22 protein-coding genes are annotated in these 26,502 nt (G+C 69.7%); 13 read left to right on the forward strand and 9 right to left on the reverse strand.

What is annotated here, in order from left to right:
• The first annotated feature begins 3 nt into the window (after positions 1-3).
• The 6 genes from murJ to trxA all read left to right on the forward strand — a co-directional run bounded on the left by murJ (position 4) and on the right by trxA (position 7,601).
• Positions 4-2,520 carry a murein biosynthesis integral membrane protein MurJ gene (gene murJ, locus ACFO3J_RS22090; RefSeq protein ID WP_386431784.1) on the forward strand — a complete coding sequence of 839 codons (2,517 nt, stop codon included), beginning with the start codon at positions 4-6 and terminating at the stop codon, positions 2,518-2,520.
• A 140-nt stretch (positions 2,521-2,660) separates the two neighbouring features.
• On the forward strand, positions 2,661-4,598 hold the full coding sequence (locus ACFO3J_RS22095; RefSeq protein ID WP_386431787.1) for a protein kinase family protein: 1,938 nt from the start codon (positions 2,661-2,663) through the stop codon (positions 4,596-4,598).
• Positions 4,599-4,631: 33 nt separating this feature from the next.
• Positions 4,632-5,303 carry an RNA polymerase sigma factor SigM gene (sigM, locus tag ACFO3J_RS22100; RefSeq protein WP_386431790.1) on the forward strand — a complete coding sequence of 224 codons (672 nt, stop codon included), beginning with the start codon at positions 4,632-4,634 and terminating at the stop codon, positions 5,301-5,303.
• Positions 5,300-6,157: an anti-sigma factor family protein gene (locus tag ACFO3J_RS22105; RefSeq protein WP_386431793.1), complete on the forward strand. Its 858-nt coding sequence runs from the start codon at positions 5,300-5,302 to the stop codon at positions 6,155-6,157. The genes sigM and ACFO3J_RS22105 overlap by 4 nt, the downstream gene beginning before the upstream one ends.
• A 109-nt stretch (positions 6,158-6,266) precedes the next feature.
• Positions 6,267-7,217 (forward strand): thioredoxin-disulfide reductase, encoded by a 951-nt coding sequence (trxB, locus tag ACFO3J_RS22110; protein ID WP_386431796.1) that lies wholly within the window; start codon positions 6,267-6,269, stop codon positions 7,215-7,217.
• A 54-nt stretch (positions 7,218-7,271) separates the two neighbouring features.
• Complete coding sequence (gene trxA, locus ACFO3J_RS22115; protein ID WP_386431799.1) at positions 7,272-7,601, forward strand: thioredoxin; 330 nt, start codon at positions 7,272-7,274, stop codon at positions 7,599-7,601.
• A gap of 90 nt (positions 7,602-7,691) precedes the next feature.
• Here trxA and ACFO3J_RS22120 read toward each other — a convergent pair whose 3' ends face one another.
• The 9 genes from ACFO3J_RS22120 to rpmH all read right to left on the reverse strand — a co-directional run bounded on the left by ACFO3J_RS22120 (position 7,692) and on the right by rpmH (position 14,423).
• Complete coding sequence (locus tag ACFO3J_RS22120; protein ID WP_386431802.1) at positions 7,692-8,309, reverse strand: GNAT family N-acetyltransferase; 618 nt, start codon at positions 8,307-8,309, stop codon at positions 7,692-7,694.
• Between the two features lie 90 nt (positions 8,310-8,399).
• Positions 8,400-9,497: a ParB/RepB/Spo0J family partition protein gene (locus ACFO3J_RS22125; RefSeq protein ID WP_386431804.1), complete on the reverse strand. Its 1,098-nt coding sequence runs from the start codon at positions 9,495-9,497 to the stop codon at positions 8,400-8,402.
• Positions 9,494-10,609 carry a ParA family protein gene (locus ACFO3J_RS22130; protein ID WP_386431806.1) on the reverse strand — a complete coding sequence of 372 codons (1,116 nt, stop codon included), beginning with the start codon at positions 10,607-10,609 and terminating at the stop codon, positions 9,494-9,496. The genes ACFO3J_RS22125 and ACFO3J_RS22130 overlap by 4 nt, the downstream gene beginning before the upstream one ends.
• Before the next feature lie 260 nt (positions 10,610-10,869).
• On the reverse strand, positions 10,870-11,610 hold the full coding sequence (rsmG, locus tag ACFO3J_RS22135; RefSeq protein WP_386431808.1) for a 16S rRNA (guanine(527)-N(7))-methyltransferase RsmG: 741 nt from the start codon (positions 11,608-11,610) through the stop codon (positions 10,870-10,872).
• Between the two features lie 183 nt (positions 11,611-11,793).
• Positions 11,794-12,312: a Jag family protein gene (locus ACFO3J_RS22140; RefSeq protein WP_386431811.1), complete on the reverse strand. Its 519-nt coding sequence runs from the start codon at positions 12,310-12,312 to the stop codon at positions 11,794-11,796.
• A gap of 25 nt (positions 12,313-12,337) precedes the next feature.
• The gene (gene yidC, locus ACFO3J_RS22145; protein ID WP_386431814.1) at positions 12,338-13,552 is read right to left on the reverse strand and encodes a membrane protein insertase YidC; all 1,215 of its coding nucleotides are present in this window, start codon (positions 13,550-13,552) and stop codon (positions 12,338-12,340) included.
• A gap of 2 nt (positions 13,553-13,554) precedes the next feature.
• Positions 13,555-13,872, reverse strand: coding sequence for a membrane protein insertion efficiency factor YidD (yidD, locus tag ACFO3J_RS22150; protein ID WP_386431817.1), 318 nt, complete (start codon positions 13,870-13,872; stop codon positions 13,555-13,557).
• Positions 13,869-14,267, reverse strand: a complete 399-nt coding sequence (rnpA, locus tag ACFO3J_RS22155) for a ribonuclease P protein component (protein ID WP_386431820.1) — start codon at positions 14,265-14,267, stop codon at positions 13,869-13,871. Before rnpA ends, yidD begins: the two co-directional genes overlap by 4 nt.
• 18 nt (positions 14,268-14,285) lie before the next feature.
• The gene (gene rpmH, locus ACFO3J_RS22160) at positions 14,286-14,423 is read right to left on the reverse strand and encodes a 50S ribosomal protein L34 (protein ID WP_003975051.1); all 138 of its coding nucleotides are present in this window, start codon (positions 14,421-14,423) and stop codon (positions 14,286-14,288) included.
• Between the two features lie 412 nt (positions 14,424-14,835).
• Here rpmH and dnaA point away from each other — a divergent pair, with 412 nt between their 5' ends.
• The 7 genes from dnaA to gyrA all read left to right on the forward strand — a co-directional run bounded on the left by dnaA (position 14,836) and on the right by gyrA (position 26,500).
• A complete protein-coding gene (gene dnaA / locus ACFO3J_RS22165; protein ID WP_386431824.1) occupies positions 14,836-16,608 on the forward strand; it encodes a chromosomal replication initiator protein DnaA in 1,773 nt (590 codons plus the stop codon).
• Positions 16,609-17,482: 874 nt separating this feature from the next.
• Positions 17,483-18,613, forward strand: coding sequence for a DNA polymerase III subunit beta (dnaN, locus tag ACFO3J_RS22170; protein ID WP_386431827.1), 1,131 nt, complete (start codon positions 17,483-17,485; stop codon positions 18,611-18,613).
• An 87-nt stretch (positions 18,614-18,700) separates the two neighbouring features.
• Positions 18,701-19,579, forward strand: coding sequence for a phosphogluconate dehydrogenase (NAD(+)-dependent, decarboxylating) (gene gnd / locus ACFO3J_RS22175; protein ID WP_386431830.1), 879 nt, complete (start codon positions 18,701-18,703; stop codon positions 19,577-19,579).
• 122 nt (positions 19,580-19,701) lie between these two features.
• The gene (gene recF, locus ACFO3J_RS22180) at positions 19,702-20,835 is read left to right on the forward strand and encodes a DNA replication/repair protein RecF (RefSeq protein ID WP_386431833.1); all 1,134 of its coding nucleotides are present in this window, start codon (positions 19,702-19,704) and stop codon (positions 20,833-20,835) included.
• 158 nt (positions 20,836-20,993) lie between these two features.
• A complete protein-coding gene (locus ACFO3J_RS22185) occupies positions 20,994-21,479 on the forward strand; it encodes a DUF721 domain-containing protein (protein ID WP_386433032.1) in 486 nt (161 codons plus the stop codon).
• A gap of 292 nt (positions 21,480-21,771) precedes the next feature.
• On the forward strand, positions 21,772-23,772 hold the full coding sequence (gene gyrB / locus ACFO3J_RS22190; protein WP_386431836.1) for a DNA topoisomerase (ATP-hydrolyzing) subunit B: 2,001 nt from the start codon (positions 21,772-21,774) through the stop codon (positions 23,770-23,772).
• Between the two features lie 97 nt (positions 23,773-23,869).
• Positions 23,870-26,500 (forward strand): DNA gyrase subunit A, encoded by a 2,631-nt coding sequence (gene gyrA, locus ACFO3J_RS22195; protein ID WP_386431839.1) that lies wholly within the window; start codon positions 23,870-23,872, stop codon positions 26,498-26,500.
• The last annotated feature ends 2 nt before the right edge of the window (positions 26,501-26,502 follow it).

Below are 26,502 nucleotides of genomic sequence, written 5' to 3' on the forward strand. Positions count from 1 at the left end.
CAGATGCCTCCCCAGCCCGAGCAGCGTCCCACGCCACCCGACCCATATCTGCAGAACACCTACGCCTACGACCCCTATCAGCAGCAGGGGCCGACCGCCGAGGATCCGGTGGACGAGGCTCTCTACGACCGGGCTGCCCACCCTCCGCCGCCGCCCGCACCGGACGGCGGCCAGCACTGGCAGCGCTCCGGCTATCCGCAGATGCCTTACGGGGACGACGCGGACACCCAGTACGTCGGCGTGGACGATCTGGTCGGCCGACCGGATCAGCAGCCGCCGGCCGACCCTTACGGGCACCTTTTCCGCGACCAGGCCGGCGCTGCCGCGGGCCCCGGGCAGCCCCAGGACCCGCGGCAGCAGCAGCCTCCCGCACCGGACCCCCGGCAGGACTACGGCCAGCAGGCCCAGCAGCAGCCCTACCCCCAGCAGGGCGGCTATCCGCAGCAGCCCCAGCAGGAGTACCCGCGGCAGGGCTACCAGCAACAGCCCTACGGCTACCCGCAGGGCTATCCGCAGCCGTATCCGCAGGCCCCCGCGGACAACACGGGAACGGGCTACTCGGAGCCGACCTACCAGGAGCCCGCCTACGGGCAGGGCCTCTACCAGACCGGCCAGTTCGCCGCGTACATCGACCCGCAGTACGGCGACGCCGGGTACGGCCAGGGAGCGCAGGGCTACGGCCAGCAGGGCTACGGCGATCCGCGGTACGGCTACCCGTACCAGCAGCCGCAGGGCCAGCCGGTGCAGCCCGTGGGCCAGGCCGGCCCGCTGGGCGCGCCCGTCGGCCCCGGCGGCGGCCCCGGTCCGGCCGTCGGGACGCCCGGTGAGGCGCCGCTGGACGCGACCGCGGCGGTCCCGGCCGCCTCCTCCGCGACCGGCGGCGGCCGCGCGGGCAGCGTCCTGAAGTCCAGCGCCCTGATGGCGGCCGGCACCCTGGTCTCACGGGTGACCGGCTTCGTCCGCACCCTGGTGATCGCCGCCGCGATCGGTGTCGCCACCCTCGGTGACTCCTACGCGGTGGCCAACACACTGCCGACGATGATCTACATCCTCACCATCGGCGGCGGCCTCAACTCCGTCTTCGTCCCGCAGCTCGTCCGCGCGATGAAGGACGACGACGACGGCGGCTCGGCGTACGCCAACCGGCTGCTCACCGTCGTGATGGTGCTGCTCGGCGGCATCGTGGCGGTCACCGTGCTCGGGGCGCCGCTGCTGATCAAGCTGATGTCCGCGAAGATCGCCGACAACCCCGACACCTACAACGTGGCGATCACCTTCGCCCGCTACTGCCTGCCGACCATCTTCTTCATGGGCGTGCACGTCGTGATGGGACAGGTGCTCAACGCCCGCGGCCGCTTCGGCGCGATGATGTGGACGCCGGTCCTCAACAACATCGTGGTGATCTTCACCTTCCTGATGTTCATCTGGGTCTACGGCTCCTACAGCACCACGCGGATGGACGCCACCACGATCACCCCGGAAGGCGCCCGGCTGCTGGGCCTGGGCACGGTGCTCGGCCTGGTCGTGCAGTCGCTGGCGATGCTGCCCTATCTGCGCGACGCCGGCTTCAAGTTCCGACCACGCTTCGACTGGCGCGGGCACGGCCTGGGGAAGGCCGCCAAGCTCGCCAAGTGGACCTTCTTCTTCGTGCTGGCCAACCAGGCCGGTCTGATCGCGGTCACCCAGCTGGCCACCTGGGCGGGCTCCAACGCCGACAAGGACGGCTACCAGGGCACCGGCATCACCGCCTACAACAACGCGCTGCTGATCTGGCAGATGCCGCAGGCCATCATCACCGTCTCGGTGATGGCGGCGGTGCTGCCGAGGATCTCCCGGGCCGCCGCCGACGGCGACGTCACCGCGGTCCGCGACGACATCTCCTACGGCCTGCGTACCTCGGCGGTGGCCATGGTGCCGGCCGGCTTCGCCTTCCTCGCCCTGGGCGTCCCGATGTGCGGCCTGCTCTACGCCAGCACCGGCGCCGATTCCGCGCAGAACATCGGCTTCATCCTGATGGCCTTCGGTGTCGGCCTGATCCCGTTCTCGGTGCAGTACGTGATCCTGCGCGGCTTCTACGCCTTCGAGGACACCCGCACCCCCTTCTACAACACGGTGATCGTGGCCACGGTCAACGCGGCGGCGGCCGGTATCTGCTTCCTGGTGCTGCCCGCCCGCTGGGCCGTGGTCGGCATGGGCTTCGCCTACGGCCTCGCGTACGCGGTGGGCGTCGGGGTAGCCGCCAAGCGGCTGCGCGGGCGGCTGAACGGCGACCTGGACGGCCGGCGGGTCATCAGGACCTACGCCCGGCTGGTCGGCGCCTGCATTCCGGCCGCCGCCGTCGCCGGAATCGCCGTCTACGCCGTCCGGGGCGCCCTGGGCAGTGGCGCGGTCGGCTCACTGGCCGCCCTCGTCGTCGGCGGCACCCTGCTGCTCGGTCTGTTCGTGGTCGCCGCGAAGCGGATGAGGATCGAGGAGATGACAGCGATGATCGGTATGGTACGAGGCCGGCTCGGTCGCTGATCACGGCGGCGCACCACGCCGGACGCCTTGCCGCGCAACCATCACGGCCCTCCGTGTGTCGTGCATAGCGGTGGAGTGTGGGCACAATTGTCATCGGCTCGACGTGAGATCGCGCAATGGATGGGGAGGCAGGAACGACGGTGGCGGATCGGAGCACGGCCGCCGTCGGAGTGGCCAATGAGGGCGGCGAGACGCAGCCCGCCGCGCAATTGAGCGGCGCCACAACCGGCGGAACGACGACTGACGACCAGACCGACGGCACACCCGACGGAGGCGCGGCCGAGGCCGCGGCTCAGGAGCAGCCGACCACCACCATGCCCACCGCCGACGATCCGGCGGCCACCGGCACCGGGAAGGCCGGGGTGCCCCGCACATCCGCCGCGGCGAACGGTGCCGGCCAGGATCTCAAGAAGAACACCGGCGCCGTGGACACCAGCGCCCCGGCCGGGAACCCGGTGCAGGCTCCTGCCAAGGCCCCTGCCAAGACCGCTGCCAAGACCGGCGCCGGAGCCGCCGCCGACAGCGCCGGCTCCACCGCCGTGACCGCACGGCTCCAGCCCACCCGCACCACACCGCCGGAGCTGCACAGCGGTCACAAGCTCGCCCGCCGCTACCAATTGGCCGAGTGCGTGACCCGGGTGGACGGCTTCAGCAGCTGGCGCGCGGTCGACGAGAAGCTGCGCCGGGCGGTCGGCATCCACATCCTGCCCGCCGACCACGACCGGGCCCGCCAGGTGATGGCGGCGGCCCGTTCCGCCGCACTGCTCGGCGACCCGCGCTTCGTCCAGGTCCTCGACGCCGTCGAGGAGAACGACCTGGTGTACGTCATCCACGAATGGCTGCCCGACGCCACTTCGCTGGCCGATCTCCTCATGGCCGGTCCGCTGGAGCCGCACGAGGCGTACCAGATGGCCAGTCAGGTCTCCCAGGGCATGGCCGCCGCCCACCGCGAGGGGCTGGCGCATCTGCGGCTCGATCCGGGCGCGGTGCTGCGTACCGTCTCCGGGCAGTACCGCATTCGCGGCCTGGCGGTCGCCGCGGCCCTGCGCGGGCTGAGTTCCGACGGGCCGCAGCGGCAGGACACCGAGGCCATCGGCGCGCTGCTCTACGCGTCCTTGACCCAGCGCTGGCCGTACGAGGAGGACGCCCACGGCCTGACCGGGCTGCCGAAGGGCGTCGGCCTGGTAGCTCCCGACCAGGTCCGTGCCGGAGTCCACCGGGGCCTGTCCGAGGTCGCCATGCGCGCTCTGGTGAACGACGGCGCGACGGCTTCGCGGGAGGAGTCGCCCTGCACCACCCCGGAGGAGCTGGCGAAGGCCGTCGCCGGCATTCCGCGTATCCGGCCCCCTGAGCAGGGCGCACCGGTCTACCGGCCGACCGCCTTCCAGCAGCCCCCGCCCGCGCCCGGTCGCACCGCCCGGACAGCGCTGAACACCGCCGAGGCGCTGCCGCCCGCGTTGCCCGGCCGTACCGGCAAGGCCTTGAAGTGGGCTGTTGCCGTCCTGGTGATCGTGGCGATCGGTCTGGGCAGCTGGCAGCTGGCGGACGCCCTGCAGTCCAACGAGAACCGGTCCGGAAGCACCCCTCCGTCCGGCCAGAAGTCCGGGCAGAGCACGACCCCGCCGCCGGTGGGACCGGTCAAGATCGTCGGTGCCCAGGATTTCGATCCGGAGGGCGATGGCAGCGAGAGCCACTCGACGATCGACAACGTCTACGACCACGACCCGAACACCTACTGGCAGACCCAGAAGTACTACAGCCGGCCCGACCTCGGCGGTCTCAAGTCCGGCGTCGGAGTCATCCTGGATCTGGGCGCCGCCCACAACGTGAGCGGGGTGAAGATCGACTTCATCGGAGGGGACACCTCGGTGGAGCTGATGGCGGCCTCGCGGAACAGCACGACGATGCCGACCGAACTCGCCGATTTCACCAAGGTGGCCTCGGCGGATGGTACCGAGGTCACACTGAAGCCCGATGCCAAGGTCAACTCCCGCTATCTGCTGGTCTGGCTGACCAAGCTGCCGCCGTCCGGCAGCGAGTTCCGGGGAAAGATCGCCGAGATGAGCGTCAGCGGCTGAGACCGGCGCAGGGCGGACGGGGGGAGTCTGGCCGTGGAGGGAAACGCGTTCGGCGACGCCGACGACGCCGAACTGCTCGCCCGCCACGTGGCGGGCGAGCCGGATGCCTTCGGGGAGCTCGTCCGCCGGCACCGGGACCGGCTGTGGGCGGTGGCGCTGCGCACCCTCGGCGACCGTGAGGAGGCGGCGGACGCCGTGCAGGACGCGCTGGTGTCGGCCTTCCGGGCCGCCCACACTTTCCGCGGCCAGTCGGCGGTCACCACCTGGCTGCACCGCATCACTGTGAACGCCTGCTTGGACCGGGCCCGCCGGACCGCCTCCCGCCGCACCGCCCCGGTCGCCGACGACGGGAACTTCGAGGCCCTGATGGAGCCGCACGAGTCGGCCGAGGCACCGGCCGAGCGCGGAGAACTCCACCGGGAGCTGCTCGCGGCGCTGGCCACTCTCCCCGCCGACCAGCGGGCCGCCCTGGTCCTGGTCGACATGCAGGGCTACCCCGTCGCCGAGGCCGCCGAACTGCTGGAGGTCCCGACCGGCACCGTGAAGAGCAGATGTGCCCGCGGGCGTGCCCGGCTGCTTCCCCTGCTCGCCCATCTGCGGGCCGACGGCATGGATAACGCGCTGGACGGCAGGGGAAGGAACCGGACGGAGGGGACATCCGTCACAGAGACGGGGACGGAACAGGGCGGAGGTGGCCACCGATGACAGCGACGACGGGTTCGGAAACGGACCCGCATCCCGAGGTCTCGGAGATCTCCGATCTGACCGAGGGGCTGCTTCCGCCGGAACGCGCCGACGAGGTGCGGGAGCACATCGCGGACTGCTCCCTGTGTACGGACGTGCTGGACTCCCTGCTGGAGATCCGCGGCCTGCTGGGGACACTGCCGGGACCGCAGCGGATGCCGGCTGACATCGCCGGGCGGATCGACGCGGCCCTCGCCGCTGAGGCCCTCCTCGATGCCACGCTGCCGGGACAGCGTGTTCCACGTGGAACATCCTCGATGGCGAGTGTTCCACGTGAAACATCGCCCCTCACCCGCCTTGAGCCGCGTGATCGCCGCTGGAGGGGCCGGTTGCTGGTGGCCGCGTCGGTGGCCGCGGTGGCTCTCCTCACCGGCGCCCTGTACGAAGCGGTCCACAGTGGCGGCGGTTCGATCAATCAGGACAGCGCCAGCAGCGCCAGCAGCGCGAAGAAGGCCGACGGGCGGGCGGTCGACGATCCGGTCGCCGATCAGGTGCGCCAGCTGCTGGCCGCGCCGGCTCCCGGCACCGCCGCTCCCTTCGGCAAGGGGAGCGACTCCCCGATGCTGAGCGGACCGAGCGGCACCGGAAGCGGGGGACAGGGAGCGGCCGCACTGCCGTCCTGTGTCCTCCGAGGCACGCAGCGGTCCCAGCCGCCGGTGGCCGCCGAGCGCTATCTGTTCCGGGGCACCGATTCCTATCTGGTGCTCCTGCCGCACCCCGGTGACACGTCCCGGGTGGACGCCTACGTCGTGGATGCCTCCTGTACGGCCTCCAGCCCGGGCACGCTGCTCTTCCGGGGCAGCTATCCGCGCTGACCCCGGGCGGCGCGCTGCCAGGGGAATGCCGGGCCCGTAGGATCCGTTAGGCAGGACGTGAGTCCGGCGAGGGTTCCCACAGCAGTTCGCAGAGACGAGGAAGACACCCGTGAGTGACGTCCGTAATGTCATCATCATCGGCTCGGGGCCTGCGGGGTACACCGCGGCGCTCTACACGGCGCGCGCGTCTCTCAACCCGCTGGTGTTCGAGGGCTCGGTCACGGCCGGCGGCGCGCTGATGAACACCACCGAGGTGGAGAACTTCCCGGGGTTCCGCGAAGGCATTCTCGGCCCGGATCTGATGGACAACATGCGGGCCCAGGCCGAGCGCTTCGGTGCCGAGCTGATCCCGGACGATGTGACCGCCGTCGACTTCAGCGGTGACATCAAGACCGTCACCGACTCGGCCGGCACCGTCCACCGTGCCAAGGCCGTCATCGTCACCACCGGTTCGCAGCACCGCAAGCTCAACCTCCCCAATGAGGACCTGCTCTCGGGGCGCGGTGTCTCCTGGTGTGCCACCTGTGACGGCTTCTTCTTCCGTGAGCAGGAGATCGCGGTGATCGGCGGCGGTGACACCGCGATGGAGGAGGCGACCTTCCTCTCCCGGTTCGCCAAGTCGGTGAAGATCGTGCACCGCCGGGACAGCCTGCGGGCGTCCAAGGCGATGCAGGAGCGCGCGTTCGCCGACCCCAAGATCTCCTTCGTGTGGGACAGCGAAGTGGCCGAGATCCATGGCGAGGGCAAGCTCTCCGGACTGACCCTGCGGAACACCAGGACCGGCGAGACCTCCGAGCTGCCGGTGACCGGGCTGTTCATCGCCATCGGCCACGACCCGCGCACCGAGCTCTTCAAGGGCCTGCTCGACCTGGACGGCGAGGGCTACCTCACCGTGCAGGCGCCCAGCACCCGCACCAACGTCCCGGGCGTCTTCGCGGCCGGTGACGTCGTGGACCACACCTACCGTCAGGCGATCACCGCGGCCGGTACCGGCTGCTCCGCCGCGCTGGACGCCGAACGGTATCTCGCGGCGCTCGCCGACACCGAGAAGACCGCCTGAACCGCTTCTGCCCCTCACCCCCTCCGTAACGCATCCGACCCTGAGGAGACTGCCGTGGCCGGCAACACCAAGCACGTGACCGACGCGACCTTTGCCGAGGAAGTGCTCGCCAGCGACAAGCCCGTCCTGGTGGACTTCTGGGCCGAGTGGTGCGGGCCCTGCCGCCAGATCGCTCCTTCGCTGGAAGCGATCGGCGCGGCCCACCCGGACGAGATCACCATCGTCAAGCTCAACATCGACGAGAACCCGGTCACCGCGGCCAAGTACGGCGTGATGTCCATCCCGACCCTCAACGTCTACCAGGGTGGCGAGGTCGTGAAGACCATCGTCGGCGCCAAGCCGCGCGCCGCCCTGGAGCGTGACCTCGCCGACTTCATCGGCTGAGAACGCATCGACGGCGGCGGCCGGTCGGTGTTCCACGTGGAACACCGACCGGCCGCCGCCGTCGTCATGTCGCCCGCTCCCCGGACACCACTAGAGCGGTCGCAGGGCCGGCTCCTTCTGAACGGCTCCCAGCAGCCGGTCGATGGCCATCTCCACGTCTTCCTTCCAGGAGATCGTGGAACGCAGCTCCAGCCGCAGTCGCGGAAAACGCGGGTGCGGACGGACCGTCTTGAAGCCGACCGCGGTGAGATGGTCGGCAGGCAGTACGCACCCGGGTGCGTCCCAGCGGGCGTCGCCGAACGCCTCGATCGCCTTGAAGCCGCGCCGGACGAGATCCTTGGCGACGGTCTGCACCAGTACTCGGCCGATGCCCTGCCCCTGATAGCCCGGTAGCACCCGGGCGGTCATCAGCTGCACGGCGTCCGCCGAGACCGGACTGGTCGGGAAGGCCGTCGAGCGGGGTACATACGCGGCCGGGGCGTAGAGCACAAAGCCGGCCGGCGCCTCATCCACATAGACGACCCGGCCGCAGGAGCCCCACTCCAGCAGCACGGCGGAGATCCAGGCTTCCTTCTCCAGCTCGGGCTTGCCCGCCTGGACGGCCGCCTCGCCGCTGACCGGGTCCAGCTCCCAGAACACGCAGCGACGGCAGGGTTTGGGCAAGTCCGGGAGATTGTCCAGAGTGAGCGGTACCAGCCGACGTCCCATGTGGCCAAGACCCCATTTCTGTGGCGAACCAAACAGCCCTCGGGCAGGCAGTCCTCGGGCACCCCGGCGGCTCACCGGGGTGCCCGCCCCTCACTCCTCGTCGTCGTCCTCGGGTTCCTCTTCGAGCCTGGTCTCCAGCACCTTGCCCTCGCCGGGAGCCATGGCGCCGAGAATGCGTTCCAGATCCTCTATCGAGGCGAACTCGACCACGATCTTTCCCCGCTTCTGGCCCAGATCGACCTTCACCCGGGTCTCGAACCGGTCCGACAGGCGCGAGGCGAGATTGGTCAGTGCGGGTGCCACCCGCCGACCGGCGCGGGGGGCCGCCGTCTTCCGGGGCGCCTTCGTATCCCCGTTCATCATCATCACGATCTCTTCGACCGACCGTACCGAGAGCCCTTCGGCGACGACCCGGTTGGCGAGCTTGTCCTGCTCCTCGGCGTCATCCAGCCCCAGCAGCGCCCGGGCGTGGCCGAAGGAGATCACCCCGGCCGCCACCCTCCGCTGCACCGGAGCCGACAGCTTCAGCAGCCGCAGGGTGTTGGAGACCTGGGAGCGGGACCGGCCGATCCGGTCGGCCAGCTGCTCATGGGTGCATGCGAAGTCCCGCAGCAGCTGGTCGTAGGCGGCGGCCTCCTCCAGCGGGTTCAACTGCGCCCGGTGCAGGTTCTCCAGAAGGGCGTCCAGCAGCAGCTTCTCGTCGTCGGTCGCCCGGACGATCGCCGGAATCCGCTCCAGGCCGGCCTCACGGCAGGCCCGCCAGCGGCGCTCGCCCATGATCAGCTCAAAGCGGTCGGTGCCGATCTGCCGCACCACGACCGGCTGCAGCAGACCCACCTCCTTGATGGAGGTGATCAGTTCATTGAGCGCGTCCTCATCGAAGACCTCCCGCGGCTGGCGCGGGTTCGGCGTGATGACGTCCAGCTCCAGCTCCGCGAAGTAGGCACCTTCCACCGGTGCGCTCGGCGGGGACGGATCCGGTTCTGTTTCACGTGAAACAGGGATGTCCACCACCGGCGGGGCGGACTCGGGCTCGCCGCGGTCCACCAGACCGGTCACCTTGGCCGCGGCCACACCGCGTTCCGAGGTCAGAACGGATGCTGACGACGGCGATGTGCCGGTCGACTGCGGCGCGGCCGGGATCAGCGCGCCGAGACCACGGCCGAGCCCTCTGCGTCGATCACTCACTGGATGCCCTCCGACATGCTGTGCGGGTTGTGCTCACTGTGCTCGCCCTGCGGGTCGTACTCGACGGCCACACTGCCCGGCAATCCGCGCAGCGCCATCTCCCGGGCCGCCTCCAGATAGGAGAGGGCACCGCTGGATCCGGGGTCGTAGGTCAGCACGGTCTGGCCGTAGCTGGGCGCCTCCGAGATGCGGACCGAGCGCGGGATGCTGGTCCGCAGTACCTCCTTGCCGAAGTGCGTCCGGACCTCCTCGGCGACCTGTGCGGCCAGCCGGGTCCGGCCGTCGTACATCGTCAGCAGGATGGTCGAGACGAACAGCTTCGGGTTGAGGTGGGCCCGGACCAGGTCCACGTTCTTCAGCAGCTGCCCCAGTCCCTCCAGCGCGTAGTACTCGCACTGGATCGGGATGACCACCTCGGCGCCGGCCACCATGGCGTTCACGGTGAGCAGGCCCAGGGAGGGCGGGCAGTCGATCAGGACGTAGTCCAGCGGCTGCTCATAGGATTCCAGAGCCCGCTGCAACCGGCTCTCCCGGGCCACCAGGGAGACGAGTTCGATCTCGGCGCCCGCCAGGTCGATGGTGGCGGGAGCGCAGAACAGCCCCTCCACATCGACGACCGGCACCACCACGTCGGAGAGCGGCCTGCTGTCCACCAGCACGTCGTAGATGGACGGGACCTCGGCGTGGTGGTCGATCCCCAGCGCCGTGGACGCGTTGCCCTGCGGGTCGAGGTCGATCACCAGCACCCGGTTGCCGTGCAGTGCCAGGGAGGCGGCCAGATTCACCGTGGTCGTGGTCTTGCCGACCCCGCCCTTCTGGTTGGCGACCACCATCACCCGGGTCTGAGCGGGCCGGGGCAGTCCCTCACCGGTACGGTTCAGCGCTTCGACAGCCAGTTGGGCGGCGCGACCGATGGGGGTGTCATCCATGGGAGGCAATGTTTCACGTGAAACATCACCTCCGAACCCCGGGGGCCCCGGATAGGGTCCCCCGGCTGAATCAGCTGAGCGGGGACCGGGGACCGGATCGGCCATCGGCCCCGCGATGTTGGCGTCGGACCGCAAGGACTCACTCTCCTCGACTTCAGGCTCGCAATGAGAAGAGCCTGCCATGCCCGAGGGGTGCTGAACCAGCGAGGCCCGGTCGCCTGTGGATAAATCCCGAGAACTATCCACAGCCGCGGTCGTCTTAACGGGTTTATTGGCCCGGGCTTCGGCCGCGGCACGGCCGCGGCTGAGCACTCCGGGAAGCAGCGAGCGACGTTTCACGTGGAACACGATGCACAGCGCCGCGCCGCTATCTCCGTAGACACTCCGGATTATGTCGTTTTGGGCGTTTTTATGGCCCAGTGCCGGCAGACCCGCGCCAGCGCTCAGCGCCGACGCCGGCCACCCGATCCGCCGCGCGGCACCCGACCGGCCCGGGCGGCCTTCGCCCTGCGGGTCGCGGCCCGCACACCGCCCGGGCTCTCCCCGACCAGCACCCGGACCACGGTGGACATCGGTTCCACGATGCCCTGGCCGACCTGGACCACCGTGGCGTCCACCGCGCCCAGCCGGCTCAGCGCCGCGCGGGCCGCCTTGAGCTCCTGCTCGGCGGTGTCGCCCTTGAGGACCGCCATCTCGCCGTGCGGCCGCAGCAGCGGCAGCCCCCAGCCGGCCAGCCGCTCCAGCGGCGCCACCGCCCGCGCGGTCACCACATCCACCGGCGGGAGCTTGCCGATCATCTCCTCGGCCCGGCCGCGCTCCACCGTCACGTTCCCGATACCGAGCAGCTTGACCACCTCTTCGAGGAACGTGGTCCTGCGCAGCAGCGGCTCCAGCAGTGTGATCCGCAGATCCGGCCGGGTCAGGGCCAGCGGGATCCCGGGCAGCCCGGCCCCGGAGCCCACATCGCAGACCGACACGTCCTCGTCGATGACCTCGGAGAGCACCGCGCAGTTCAGCAGATGCCGCTCCCACAACCGGGGAACCTCTCGGGGTCCGATCAGTCCACGCCGCACCCCGACGTCCGCGAGCAGCTCCGCGTAGCGCAGCGCGTCGGCGAACCGGTCGCCGAAGACCGTCCGGGCCTGCTCCGGCGGCGCCGGAAGCTCCGCTGCTGCCTCGGTCACGGGGGCTGTCCTTTCCTCGGTTCTGCACCAGCCGCCGGACGCGTCCCGACGATCAGGACACCCGGCGTGGGATGCACCACACGTACACGATCAGGCTTACAAGCTTCGGCCCCGCCTGCGAACAGACGGGGCCGACAGAGCGGACAGCATGAGCGGGAGGATCAGGGGTGATCGGGCCGCGGGTCAGACCGGGAGGACGACCACCCGGCGCTGGGGTTCCTCGCCCTCCGACTCGCTGCGCAGCCCGGCCGCCGCCACCGCGTCGTGCACGACCTTGCGCTCGAAGGGGGTCATCGGGTCCAGCTTGACCGGTTGCCCGGTCTCCTTCGCCTCGGCGGCCGCGCCGGCGCCCAGCTTGGCCAGCTCGGTCCGCTTGCGGGCCCGGAACCCGGCGATGTCCAGCATCAGCCGGCTGCGCTCACCGGTCTCCCGGTGCACCGCGAGCCGGGTCAGCTCCTGGAGCGCCTCCAGCACCTCGCCGTCCCGGCCCACCAGCTTGTTCAGCTCGCGGCTGGCGGTGTCCCCGACGATCGACACGGACGCGCGCTCGCCCTCGACGTCCATGTCGATGTCACCGTCGAGGTCGGCGATGTCCAGCAGCCCCTCCAGGTAGTCCGCGGCGATCTCACCCTCCTGCTCCAGGCGGGTCAGGGTCGCGGACGAGCCGCTGTCGGCTGCCGTGGTGGTGTTGACGTCGCTCACGCCTGGCATCTCCTCTTACTTCCGCTTACTTCTTCTTCGACGCGTTGCTCGACTTGGACTTGGGTCCGCCCGCCCGGGGACTGCCGCCCTTGCCGGCTCCGGCCCGTGGCGCACCCGCGCGTGGCGCACCGGGCGTCTTGGCGCCGCCGCCGGACTTCGGGGCGCCGGACCCCGTACTGGGCGCCTTGGGGGTGCCGGAGCCGTTCGCCCGGGAGGAGCCGCCTGCCGGGGGAGCGTCCTGCGGGCCGCCTGTGTCACCGCTGCCCGCTCCGCCGCCGCTGGTGCCGCCGCCCGCCGCGCCGCCCGCGCCGGGACCACCGGTGCGCTGGGACTTCGACTGGCGCTTGGGCTGGGTGCGGTTCGCTCGCGCGGCCTCGACGGCCTCCTTGGCCTTGATCTCCTCCGGCGGTTCCACCAGCTTGCCCTTGGCCCGCAGCCGCTCCTGGCGCTGCTTGAAGGCCAGGCTGCCCGGGGTCGGATTCCGTCGGATGACGACCAGCTGCTGGGCCATCGTCCACACATTGGTGGTCAGCCAGTAGAGCAGGACGCCGACCGGGGCGATGATGCCGAAGACCGCGAAGACCAGCGGGAACACGTACATCAGCATCTTCTGCTGCTGCATGAACGGCGTGTTCACCGACATGTCCACGTTCTTGGTCATCAGCTGGCGCTGCGTGTAGAACTGCGAGAACGACATCAGCACGATCATGATGATGGTGACGATGCGGACCTCGGTCTGCGTGGTGCCGAGACTGTGCAGCGTCGCGGCGCTGTCCAGGAACTTGGCCGGCAGCGGGGCGCCGAAGATGTGCGCGCTCTGCGCGCTCTCCACCAGATTCCGGTGGATGACGCCGACCTGATTGCCCTTGGCCACGTTGCTGAGCACGTGGTAGAGGGCGAAGAAGAACGGCGACTGGACGAGGATCGGCAGGCACGAGGAGAGCGGGTTGGTACCCGTCTCCTTGTACAGCTTCATCATCTCTTCGGACTGCTTCTGGCGGTCGTTCTTGTAGCGCTCCTGGATCGCCTTCATCTTCGGCTGGAGCACCTGCATGTTCCGGGTGGACTTGATCTGCTTGACGAACAGCGGGATCAGGGCCGTCCGGATCAGGACCACCAGCGAGACGATGGACAGACCCCACGCCCAGCCGCTGTTCGGATCGAAGATCAGGCCGTAGAAGGCGTGGAACTGGACGATGATCCACGAGACGGCGTCATAGAGGGGGTTCAGGATCCCCACAGTCAGGCTCCTTGGGCGTGAGAGGGTCCGGTGGGCTCGGGGGTGACGGGCCCGTCGGAGCCGCCCCGCAGGTAGCGGCGCAGCCGATCGTGCCATGGCGGTCGTTTACGCGGCGGGACATGGTCCACGCCCCCCGACGACCAGGGATTGCACCGCAGGATGCGCCACGCGGTCAGGGCGGTGCCCTTGAGCGCGCCATGCCGGTCGATGGCGGTGTACCCGTAGTGGGAGCAGGAGGGGTAATACCGGCACACCGGTCCCAGCAGCGGACTGATCGTCCACTGATACAACTTGATCAGTGCCAGTAGCGGATATTTCATCGAGCCACCCTCCCCTCGGCCTCGCCATGGGTGTCACGATCCAGCAGCCGCGACAGTGCGGCGTCCAGATCGAGGGCCAGCTGTGCATGGTCCGCACTGCCGGCTCCGGGCAGTGCGCGTACTACGACCAGGCTACCGGGGGGCAGCCGGAGCAGACGTTCGCGGACAAGATGACGCAGTCTGCGCTTGACCAGATTGCGTTCCACCGCGCCGCCGATCGCCTTGCTGACGACGAAACCCGCACGTGCCGGGGGAGTGCGCTCCCCCGGCACGTGCGGGTGCGTGGTGTCACGACGCAGGTGGACCACCAGCAGCGGTCGACCCGCTCGGCGTCCGCGGCGAACCGCTTCTGCGAAGTCCTGCCGGCGTCTCAGCCGATTCTCGGTGGGAAGCACGGCATGGGACCTGGACGATCAGGCGGACAGCCGTGCGCGGCCCTTGCTGCGGCGGGTCGCGAGGATCGCGCGGCCGGCGCGGGTGCGCATACGCAGACGGAAGCCGTGGGTCTTCGCACGACGGCGGTTGTTCGGCTGGAAGGTGCGCTTGCTCACTCGGGGGCTCCAGGGAGAATCGTGGGTCCGACGGGGAGTCGCCTGGCTGTCACCGTTCGCCCACGAAAAACTCGCGGACCAGTCGGGTGTACCGCTTCAACGATCCCCCGATACGTATCCGGGAGATCTTCGCCCATCGGTAGGCAGGCGGCAGCAGCCATCGACAACTCGACCTCGATACGGTACGTGCGGCTAGGCCATCCGGTCAAACCCGGCTGCCGGGCCCCGCCATTTGTACACAGCCTGTGGACAACGACTTGAACCGCGCAGTGCGCCCTGACTACCGTGACCAGACCCGGGACCGGACTCTGTACCCACCTGGTACCGAACCTTGATCACTTCCCGCCCGTCCCGACGATCACACTTTCGCGGGAGTTTCTCAGCACAACCAGACACCGAGAGAGCGTGCACTGTGGCCGACGTGAGTGCCGATCTTGCCGCAGTATGGCCGCGGGTCCTGCAGAAACTCCTGGTGGACAGCGAGGACCTGAAGCCCAAGGACGCGGAGTGGCTCAAGCGGACCCAGCCGCTGGCCCTGGTGGCGGGGACCGCGGTGCTCTCGGCGCCCAACGAGTTCGCCAAGAGCGTCCTGGAGGGCCGACTGCTGCCGCTGATCACCGAGGTGCTCAGCCGTGAGTTCGGTCACCCCGTGGGCATCGCCATCGCGGTGGCCTCCGGCGGCGACCAGGAGCAGCCGCCGCAGGAGCGGCCCGAGCCCCAGGGTCCCGCCGCCCCGCAGGACCCCTACGACCAGGGCCCCCGGATGCGCCCCGCCTATCCCGAGCAGCGGGACTGGCAGCAGCCCGGGCTGGGCACCTGGGGGGCGCCGGCGCCCGGGGGCTTCCAGGACCGCGACCCCGACGGCTACGGCGGCCAGCGGGAGCCCTACGACGGCAGACGGGACCCTTACGACGGGCAGCCCGGCTCCTACGAGCCGCCGCGCGACCAGCGCTACCGGGCCGAGACCCATGACGGCTACCCGACGGTGCCGCACCAGGGCCACCAGCCGTACGCGCCGCCGCCCGGCGGCTACCAGCAGCAGGGCCAGGGGCCGCAGCCGGGCCGTCCCGAGCAGCCGCCGGGCGGGCCGTCCGGTTCGCACGGCCGCCACGGCGCCCCGGGCGGCTCCGGCTCGTCGGGCGGCGCCGTCGAACCGACCGCGCGGCTGAACCCGAAGTACCTCTTCGACACCTTCGTCATCGGCGCCTCCAACCGCTTCGCGCACGCCGCGGCGGTCGCGGTCGCCGAGGCGCCGGCCAAGGCGTACAACCCGCTGTTCATCTACGGCGAGTCCGGACTCGGCAAGACACACCTGCTGCACGCGATCGGGCACTACGCGCGCAGCCTCTACCCGGGCACCCGGGTCAGATACGTGAGCTCCGAGGAGTTCACCAACGAGTTCATCAACTCGATCCGGGACGGCAAGGCGGACGCGTTCCGCAAGCGGTACCGGGACATGGACATCCTGCTGGTCGACGACATCCAGTTCCTGGCGCAGAAGGAGTCGACGCAGGAGGAGTTCTTCCACACCTTCAACACCCTGCACAACGCGAACAAGCAGATCGTGCTGTCCTCCGACCGGCCACCCAAGCAGCTGGTGACCCTGGAGGACCGGCTGCGCAACCGCTTCGAGTGGGGCCTGATCACCGACGTCCAGCCGCCCGAGCTGGAGACCCGGATCGCGATCCTGCGCAAGAAGGCGGTCCAGGAGCAGCTGAACGCTCCGCCCGAGGTGCTGGAGTTCATCGCCTCGCGGATCTCCCGCAACATCCGCGAGCTGGAGGGCGCGCTGATCCGGGTCACCGCCTTCGCCAGCCTCAACCGGCAGCCGGTGGACCTCCAGCTGACCGAGATCGTGCTCAAGGACCTGATCCCGGGCGGCGACGACTCGGTGCCGGAGATCAGCGGCACCGCGATCATGGCCGAGACGGCGGCCTACTTCGGGCTGGCGGTGGACGACCTGTCCGGCTCCTCGCGCAGCCGGGTGCTGGTCACCGCCCGGCAGATCGCCATGTATCTGTGCCGCGAGCTCACCGATCTGTCGCTGCCCAAGATCGGCGCGCTCTTCGGCGGACGCGACCACACCACGGTGATGCACGCCGACCGCAAGATCCGCTCGCTGATGGCCGAGCGGCGGTCCATCTACAACCAGGTGACCGAGCTGACCAACCGCATCAAGAGCTGAGTCCGGCTTCCCAGCCGGGCCTCGACGCCACCCGACACCGCCTCGTCACGGCCTCAGTACGGCCTCGGCATGACATGAATACGCCCTCACCACCACTCAGCGCCCCGGGATCGACTCCCGGGGCGCTGCTTGTTGTTCACCCTTTCGTGGAGCCGCTGTTCGATTCCATGTCACCGACGGCGAGTTCTCCACAGATGGAGGACGATCTCTGTGTCCACACCCTGGGGACACCGGAGTTGTCCCGAAAGTGTCCACAGGCGGCCTGCCCCCGGAGCTGTCCGTCCTGCTCAGCGGGGTGGGGATATGTGGGCAACCGATATCCACAGCCTGTGGACAAAAAGTCGGCTCCGGGCGGCCGCTCAAAGTTGTCCACCGCTCGCCCACAGGATGGCCGCTGTTGTGCACAGCTTGGAGCCACTTCTCCACACCTTTGTCCACTGTTCGGTAAGGAAATGCGCTCTGTCCCTCGCAAGAGTGAAAGGCGTCACACCAAGGTGGTGGGTTGGCCTGGGGAGAACCTGGGTATTTCTGGGGACGGCGCTGGGGAGAACCCGGGGTGCCCTGTGGACCGGGTGTGCACAACTTCCGGCCGTCCACAGCGGGCCCTGTTTGTCCACCGGCCCCATCCACAGGCCCGGTGGACAAAAAACACCGCCTGACCTGGGACGGAACCAGTTATCCACGGTATCCACAGCCCCTACTACTACGACTACACGTAGATACCGGGGAAACTGCTTCGAAGCGGGGGCTGTGCACAACTCGGCCCGGTGCCGCCCCCCGGCTGTGTCGCGGCTTGACGCCAACCCGCACCGACTGTCAGTCCTGTGCGTCAGACTGTTCCCCGACAGTCAGCAACAAGCAGGAGGCGGTTCCGGTGAAGATCCGGGTGGAGCGCGACGTACTTGCCGAGGCAGTGGCTTGGGCCGCCCGCAGCCTCCCGGCCCGTCCCCCGGTGCCCGTCCTCGCCGGGCTGCTGCTCAAGGCCGAGGAGGGCAGGCTGAGCCTGTCCGGCTTCGACTACGAGGTCTCCGCCCGCGTCTCGGTCGATGCCGAGATCGACGAGGAGGGCACCGTCCTGGTCTCCGGCCGGCTGCTCGCCGACATCTCCCGCGCCCTGCCCAACCGCCCGGTGGAGATCTCCACCGACGGTGTACGGGTCACCGTCGTCTGCGGCAGCTCGCGCTTCACCCTCCACACCCTGCCGGTGGAGGAGTATCCGGCGCTGCCCGCGATGCCGGTCGCCTCCGGCACCGTCCCCGGTGAGGTGTTCGCCGCGGCCGCGGCCCAGGTGGCGATCGCGGCCGGCCGGGACGACACCCTGCCGGTGCTCACCGGTGTGCGGATCGAGATCGAGGGCGACACGGTGACCCTGGCCGCCACCGACCGCTACCGCTTCGCGGTCCGCGAGTTCCTGTGGAAGCCCGAGCAGGCCGACATCTCCGCGGTCGCCCTGGTGCCCGCCAAGACGCTGCTGGACACCGCCAAGTCGCTCACCAGCGGTGACACCGTCTCCATCGCGCTGGCCGGCTCCGGAGCAGGTGAGGGCCTGATCGGCTTCGAGGGCGCCGGCCGCCGGACCACCACCCGATTGCTGGAAGGCGACCTGCCGAAGTACCGCACCCTGTTCCCGACCGAGTTCGCCTCGGTCGCGGTGATCGACACCCCGCCGTTCGTCGAGGCCGTCAAGCGCGTCTCGCTGGTCGCCGAGCGCAACACCCCGGTGCGGCTGAGCTTCGAGCAGGGCGTGCTGACCCTGGAGGCCGGCTCCAGCGACGACGCACAGGCTGTGGAAAGGGTCGACGCCAAGCTGGAGGGCGACGACATCTCGATCGCCTTCAACCCGACCTTCCTGCTGGACGGCCTCAGCGCGATCGACTCCCCGGTGGCCCAGCTCTCCTTCACCACCTCCACCAAGCCCGCGCTGCTCAGCGGCCGTCCCGCGGCCGACGCCGAGGCGGACGACGCGTACAAGTACCTGATCATGCCGGTCCGGCTGTCCGGCTGAGCCGCCGGACAGGAGCCGACGTAGGCTCAGCCTCACGTCAGGCACCGCTCAGGCGCGCGTCGTACGCCTCGAAACGAAGGATCAGTGATGGAGCTCGGTCTCATCGGTCTCGGCAAGATGGGCGGCAACATGCGCGAGCGCATCCGCCGCGCCGGCCACACCGTCATCGGGTTCGACAGGAACCCCGATCTCGCCGATGTCCACAGCCTCAAGGAGCTGGTGGATTCGCTGCAGGGCCCCCGTGTGGTGTGGGTCATGGTCCCGGCGGGCGCTCCCACCCAGTCGACCCTGGACGAGCTGGGTGAGCTGCTCTCCCCCGGCGACCTCGTGGTGGACGGCGGCAACTCCCGCTGGACGGACGACGAGAAGCACGCCAAGCAGCTGGGCGACAAGGGCATCGGCTTCGTCGACTGCGGCGTCTCCGGCGGCGTCTGGGGCCTGGCCAACGGCTACGCCCTGATGTACGGCGGCAGCGACGAGGATGTCGCCAAGGCGCAGCCCATCTTCGACGCCCTCAAGCCGGAGGGCGACTCCGGCGCCGTGCACGCCGGCGTCGTCGGCGCCGGCCACTTCGCCAAGATGGTCCACAACGGCATCGAATACGCGATGATGCAGGCCTACGCCGAAGGCTGGGAGCTGCTGGAGGCCGTGAAGTCGGTCACCGACGTCCGCGAGGTCTTCCGCTCCTGGCAGTCGGGCACGGTCATCCGCTCCTGGCTGCTGGACCTGGCGGTGGACGCCCTCGACAAGGACGAGCACCTGGGCGCCCTGCGCGGCTACGCCGACGACTCCGGCGAGGGCCGCTGGACGGTCGAGGCGGCCATCGACAACGCGGTGCCGCTGCCGGCCATCACCGCCTCGCTCTTCGCCCGCTTCTCGTCCCGCCAGAAGGACTCACCGCAGATGAAGATGATCGCCGCGCTCCGTAACGAGTTCGGCGGCCACGCGGTCACCGCGGCCGAATAAGGCCACCGCGGCCGGACACCGGCCGCGACCGGGCCGGCCGGTCCAGGTGACCGCGGCCGGTCCGGACCGCCGTACCGCACGTCAGAGCAGGGAGGTCGGCGCGCCCAGCGCCACAGCACGCGATGCATGTAGCGCACTTGTCGCTCGCCGACTTCCGCTCCTACGCCCGGGCCGAGGTCCCTCTCGACCCGGGCGTCACCGCTTTCGTGGGCCCCAACGGCCAGGGCAAGACCAATCTGGTCGAGGCCATCGGCTATCTGGCCGCCCTCGCCAGCCACCGGGTCGCCTCCGACGCCCCGCTGGTCCGGGTCGGCGCGGAGCGCGCGGTGGTACGCGCCCAGGTGGTGCAGGGCGACCGGCAGCAGCTGGTCGAACTGGAGATCAACCCGGGCCGGGCCAACCGGGCCAGGATCAACCGCTCCACCCAGGTCCGGCCGCGCGACGTACTGGGCATCGTCCGCAGCGTGCTGTTCGCCCCCGAGGACCTGGCCCTGGTCAAGGGCGACCCGGGTGAGCGCCGCCGCTTCCTGGATGAGCTGATCACCGCCCGCGCGCCCCGGCTGGCCGGGGTGCGCGGCGACTACGAACGGGTGCTCAAGCAGCGCAACACCCTGCTGAAGACCGCCGCGCTGGCCCGCAGGCACGGCGGCAAGGGCGCCGACCTGTCCACCCTCGACATCTGGGACCAGCATCTGGCCCGGGTCGGCGCGGAGCTGCTGGCCCAGCGGCTCGACCTGGTGGCCGCCCTGCAGCCGCTGACCGACAAGGCCTACGAGCAGCTGGCCCCCGGCGGCGGCCCGGTCGTCCTGGAGTACCGCGGCTCGATCGGCGACGAGCGGCTGGCCGGGGTGACCGGCCGGGAGGATCTGTACGGCCGGCTGCTGGAGGCGCTGGCCGAGAGCCGGCGCCAGGAGATCGAGCGCGGTGTGACGCTGGTGGGTCCGCACCGTGACGATCTGGTGCTCAGGCTGGGCCCGATGCCCGCGAAGGGCTACGCCAGCCACGGCGAGTCCTGGTCGTACGCGCTGGCGCTGCGCCTGGCGTCGTACGAACTGCTGTGCGCGGACGGCGGCGAGCCGGTGCTGGTGCTGGACGACGTGTTCGCCGAGCTGGACGAGCGGCGCCGGGAGCGGCTGGCCGAGCTGGTGGCGCCCGGCGAGCAGGTGCTGGTCACCGCGGCGGTGGACGACGATGTGCCGGGCGTGCTGGTGGGGACGCGGTTCTCGGTGGAGAACGGGACGGTGGAGCGGCTGTGAGCGAGCAGGAATCGCGGGGCGTCCCGGGCGCCCGCACACCGGCCGGGAGCCCGGCCGCGAGCGCGCTCCCGGTCGGGAGCCCCGCGCCGGACACCGCGGCGAGCCCGCCGCCGGCCGGTCCGGCGGCACCCGCCGACCGCGGCGCCGAGCCCGCCGGGGTGGACCTGGCACGGGTCGCGCTGCGCGCCGCCAAGGAGCAGGCCCGGGCCAGGGGCGCCGCGGCCGTGCAGAAGAAACAGGCCAGGCGCGGCGGGCTGCGCAGCGGCGCCCGCGCCGACGGCCGGGACCCGCTGCCGCTGGGCGCCGCGATCAGCCGGCTGATCACCGAGCGGGGCTGGGAGGCACCGGCCGCGGTGGGCGGGGTGATGGGCCGCTGGTCGCAGATCGTCGGCCCCGATGTGGCCCTGCACTGCGCGCCCGAGCGCTACGACGAGGACGAGTCCGTGCTCACTGTGACGTGCGACTCGACCGCCTGGGCCACCCAGCTGCGGCTGCTGGCGCCCACCCTGGTGGCCAGGCTGAACGCGGATCTCGGCCATGGCACGGTCAAGCTGATCAAGGTGCTGGGCCCGGCCGCGCCCGCCCGTTCCTACGGCCGGCTGCGGGCTCCGGGCAGCCGCGGACCCGGTGACACGTACGGGTGAGCGGCTGCGGTGACGGACGGGACAGGAGTGCCCCTGCTCAGCGTAGCCGTGGGTTGACAGCCGGAAGCCCTGGAGGCCCGCGTGAGCCGTTTCGGCCCTGGGGCCGCGTGTAGGGAGTCGGGCGACGGAGGGTTGGGTCGGTACATGGGAACTCAGGTACCGCCATAGCCCCATTCATGTCGCCGCTACCGGTAGACTGCTAAGCAGACCGCCCTCCCCTGGCAGACCGGCAGGGGTACCCCAGCGGAACATGTCGAACGACGCAGCCGCCCCCCGTCGCGGGAGACGGCTCGTGCTGTGCCAGAAAGGGCGCTTCGTGGCCGATTCCGGCAACCCCAACGAGAAGTCCAACACGTCCTACAACGCCAGCCAGATCACCGTGCTGGAGGGCCTCGACGCGGTGCGCAAGCGCCCCGGCATGTACATCGGTTCGACCGGTGAGCGGGGCCTGCACCACCTTGTGCAAGAGGTGGTCGACAACTCCGTCGACGAGGCGATGGCGGGTCACGCGGACCTGATCGACGTGACGATCCTGCCCGACGGCGGGGTCCGTGTGATCGACAACGGCCGCGGCATCCCGGTGGGCATCGTCCCCTCCGAGGGCAAGCCCGCCGTCGAGGTGGTGCTGACCGTGCTGCACGCCGGCGGCAAGTTCGGCGGCGGCGGCTACGCCGTCTCCGGTGGTCTGCACGGCGTCGGTGTCTCCGTGGTGAACGCGCTGTCCACGCGGGTGGCCGTCGAGGTCCGCACCGAGGGCTACCGCTGGACGCAGGACTACAAGCTGGGCGTTCCGACCGCGCCGCTGGCGAAGAACGAGGCGGTCGACGAGACGGGCACCACCGTCACGTTCTGGGCCGACCCGGACATCTTCGAGACCACGGACTACTCCTTCGAGACGCTGTCGCGGCGCTTCCAGGAGATGGCGTTCCTGAACAAGGGACTGCGCATCACCCTGACCGACGAGCGCGCCGACCACGTCGACGAGGAGGGCAAGCCGCTCACCGTCACGTACCACTACGAGGGCGGCCTCGTCGACTACGTGAAGTATCTGAACGCGCGCAAGGGCGAGCTGATCCACCCGACCGTCATCGACATCGAGGCGGAGGACAAGGAGCGGCTGCTCTCGGTCGAGGTCGCGATGCAGTGGAACACCCAGTACAGCGAGGGTGTCTACAGCTTCGCCAACACGATCCACACCCATGAGGGCGGCACGCACGAAGAGGGCTTCCGCGCGGCGATGACCAGTCTGGTCAACCGGTACGCCCGCGAGAAGAAGTTCCTGCGCGAGAAGGACGACAACCTGGCGGGCGAGGACATCCGCGAGGGTCTGACCGCCATCATCTCGATCAAGCTCGGGGAACCGCAGTTCGAGGGGCAGACCAAGACCAAGCTCGGCAACACCGAGGCGAAGACCTTCGTGCAGAAGGTCGTGCACGAGCACCTCACCGACTGGCTGGACCGCAATCCCAACGAGGCGTCGGACATCATCCGCAAGTCGATCCAGGCGGCCACCGCCCGGGTCGCGGCCCGCAAGGCCCGGGATCTGACCCGTCGCAAGGGGCTGCTGGAGTCCGCCTCGCTGCCCGGCAAGCTGAGCGACTGCCAGTCCAACGACCCGACGAAGTGCGAGATCTTCATCGTCGAGGGCGACTCGGCCGGCGGCTCGGCCAAGTCCGGCCGTAATCCGCAGTATCAGGCGATCCTCCCGATCCGCGGCAAGATCCTCAACGTGGAGAAGGCGCGGATCGACAAGATCCTGCAGAACACCGAGATCCAGGCGCTGATCTCCGCCTTCGGCACCGGTGTGCACGAGGACTTCGACATCGCCAAGCTCCGCTATCACAAGATCATCTTGATGGCGGACGCCGACGTCGACGGCCAGCACATCAACACCCTGCTGCTGACCTTCCTCTTCCGCTTCATGAGGCCGCTGGTCGAGGCCGGGCACGTCTATCTGTCCCGCCCGCCCCTCTACAAGATCAAGTGGGGCCGCGAGGACTGGGAGTACGCCTACTCCGACCGCGAGCGCGACGCCCTGGTCGCCCTGGGCAAGCAGGGCGGCAAGCGGATCCGCGAGGACTCCATCCAGCGCTTCAAGGGCCTCGGCGAGATGAACGCCGAGGAGTTGCGGCTCACCACCATGGACATCGATCACCGCGTGCTCGGCAAGGTCACCCTGGACGACGCGGCGCAGGCCGACGACCTGTTCTCGGTGCTGATGGGCGAGGACGTGGAGGCGCGGCGCACCTTCATCCAGCGCAATGCCAAGGACGTCCGCTTCCTCGACATCTGAACCGGCCCCGACGGTGGCCGCCCGGGCTGTCTCCGGCCGTTGAGCCGGATGGGCCGGGTGAGCTACGTGAGCCGTGTGAAAGGACAATCTGACAGCGATGGCCGACGAGACTTCCAACATTCCCCCGGTGCCCGACCTCCCGGCGTCCGAGATGGACGAGCGCAACGCGACCGGAGGGCTGCGCATCGAGCCCGTCGGGCTCGAGACCGAGATGCAGCGCAGCTATCTCGACTACGCGATGTCCGTCATCGTCTCGCGCGCCCTGCCGGACGTACGGGACGGCCTCAAGCCGGTGCACCGCCGCGTGCTGTACGCGATGTACGACGGCGGCTACCGCCCCGAGAAGGGCTTCTACAAGTGCGCCCGCGTCGTCGGCGACGTGATGGGCACCTACCACCCGCACGGTGACTCCTCGATCTACGACGCGCTGGTCCGCCTCGCGCAGCCCTGGTCGATGCGGATGCCGCTGGTGGACTCCAACGGCAACTTCGGTTCACCGGGCAACGACCCGGCCGCCGCCATGCGGTACACCGAGTGCAAGATGGCGCCGCTGGCCATGGAGATGGTCCGGGACATCGACGAGGACACCGTCGACTTCACGGACAACTACGACGGCCGCAACCAGGAGCCGACGGTCCTGCCGGCCCGCTTCCCGAACCTGCTGATCAACGGTTCGGCCGGCATCGCGGTCGGCATGGCCACCAACATCCCGCCGCACAACCTGCGCGAGGTCGCGGACGGCGCCCAGTGGTTCCTCGCCAACCCGGACGCCGAACCCGAGGTGCTGCTGGACGCGCTGATCGAGCGGATCAAGGGCCCGGACTTCCCGACCGGCGCCCTGGTGGTGGGCCGCAAGGGCATCGAGGAGGCGTACCGTACCGGTCGCGGCTCCATCACGATGCGCGCGGTGGTCGAGGTCGAGGAGATCCAGAACCGGCAGTGCCTGGTCGTCACCGAGCTGCCGTACCAGACCAACCCGGACAATCTGGCGCAGAAGATCGCCGACCTGGTGAAGGACGGCCGGATCGGCGGCATCGCGGACGTCCGCGACGAGACCTCGTCGCGCACCGGCCAGCGCCTGGTGATCGTGCTCAAGCGCGACGCGGTCGCCAAGGTGGTGCTGAACAACCTCTTCAAGCACACCGACCTGCAGACCAACTTCGGCGCCAACATGCTGGCCCTGGTCGACGGTGTGCCGCGCACCCTGTCGCTGGACGCGTTCATCCGCAACTGGGTGACCCACCAGATCGAGGTCATCGTCCGGCGCACCCGCTTCCGGCTGCGCAAGGCCGAGGAGCGCGCCCACATCCTGCGCGGCCTGCTCAAGGCGCTCGACGCGATCGACGAGGTCATCGCGCTGATCCGGCGCAGCGACACCGTCGACACCGCCCGCACCGGCCTGATGGGCCTGCTGGAGATCGACGAGATCCAGGCCAACGCCATCCTGGAGATGCAGCTGCGCCGGCTGGCCGCCCTGGAGCGGCAGAAGATCATCGCCGAGCACGACGAGCTCCAGGCGAAGATCAACGAGTACAACGCGATCCTGGCCTCCCCGGAGCGGCAGCGGCAGATCATCAGCGAGGAGCTCCAGTCGATCGTCGACAAGTTCGGCGACGAGCGGCGCAGCAAGCTGGTGCCCTTCGACGGTGACATGTCCATCGAGGATCTGATCGCCGAAGAGGACATCGTCGTGACCATCAGCCGCGGCGGTTACGTCAAGCGCACCAAGACCGAGGACTACCGGTCGCAGAAGCGCGGCGGCAAGGGCGTACGGGGCACCAAGCTGAAGCAGGACGACATCGTCGACCACTTCTTCGTGACCACCACCCACCAGTGGCTGCTGTTCTTCACCAACAAGGGCCGCGTCTACCGCGCCAAGGCCTACGAACTCCCCGACGCGGGGCGTGACGCCCGCGGTCAGCACGTCGCCAACCTGCTGGCCTTCCTGCCGGACGAGAAGATCGCCCAGATCCTGGCCATCAAGGACTACGAGGCCGCGCCGTATCTGGTGCTCGCCACCAAGTCCGGCCTGGTGAAGAAGACCGCGCTCAAGGACTACGACTCCCCGCGGGCCGGCGGCGTGATCGCGATCAACCTGCGGGAATCCGAGGGCACCGAGACCAGCCCGGTCGGATCGGACGAACTGATCGGCGCCGAACTGGTGTCGGCCGAGGACGATCTGCTGCTGGTCAGCCGCAAGGCGCAGTGCATCCGCTTCACCGCGACGGACGAGGCGCTGCGGCCGATGGGCCGGGCGACTTCGGGTGTCAAGGGTATGAGTTTCCGCGAGGGTGACGAACTCCTCTCCATGAATGTGGTGCGGCCCGGTACGTTCGTCTTCACAGCCACCGATGGCGGCTATGCCAAGCGGACCCGGGTCGACGAATATCGTGTTCAGGGCCGCGGCGGACTCGGCATCAAGGCGGCGAAGATCGTGGAGGACCGCGGCTCACTGGTCGGGGCGCTGGTGGTCGAGGAGAGCGACGAGATCCTCGCCATCACGCTGAGCGGTGGCGTGATCCGTACACGGGTGAATGAAGTCAGGGAGACGGGCCGTGACACCATGGGCGTCCAACTGATTCACCTCGGTAAGCGGGACGCCGTCGTCGGCATCGCGCGCAACGCCGAGGCTGAGGACGATCCCGCGGTGGCCCTGGTGGTCGGCGAGGGAGAGCTCGACACTGCGGCCGAGGGCGAATCGCCCGCGGCCGGTGAACCGGAGGAGTAAGC

The organism is Streptomyces polygonati, from assembly GCF_042650325.1.
Lineage (GTDB): Bacteria > Actinomycetota > Actinomycetes > Streptomycetales > Streptomycetaceae > Actinacidiphila > Actinacidiphila polygonati.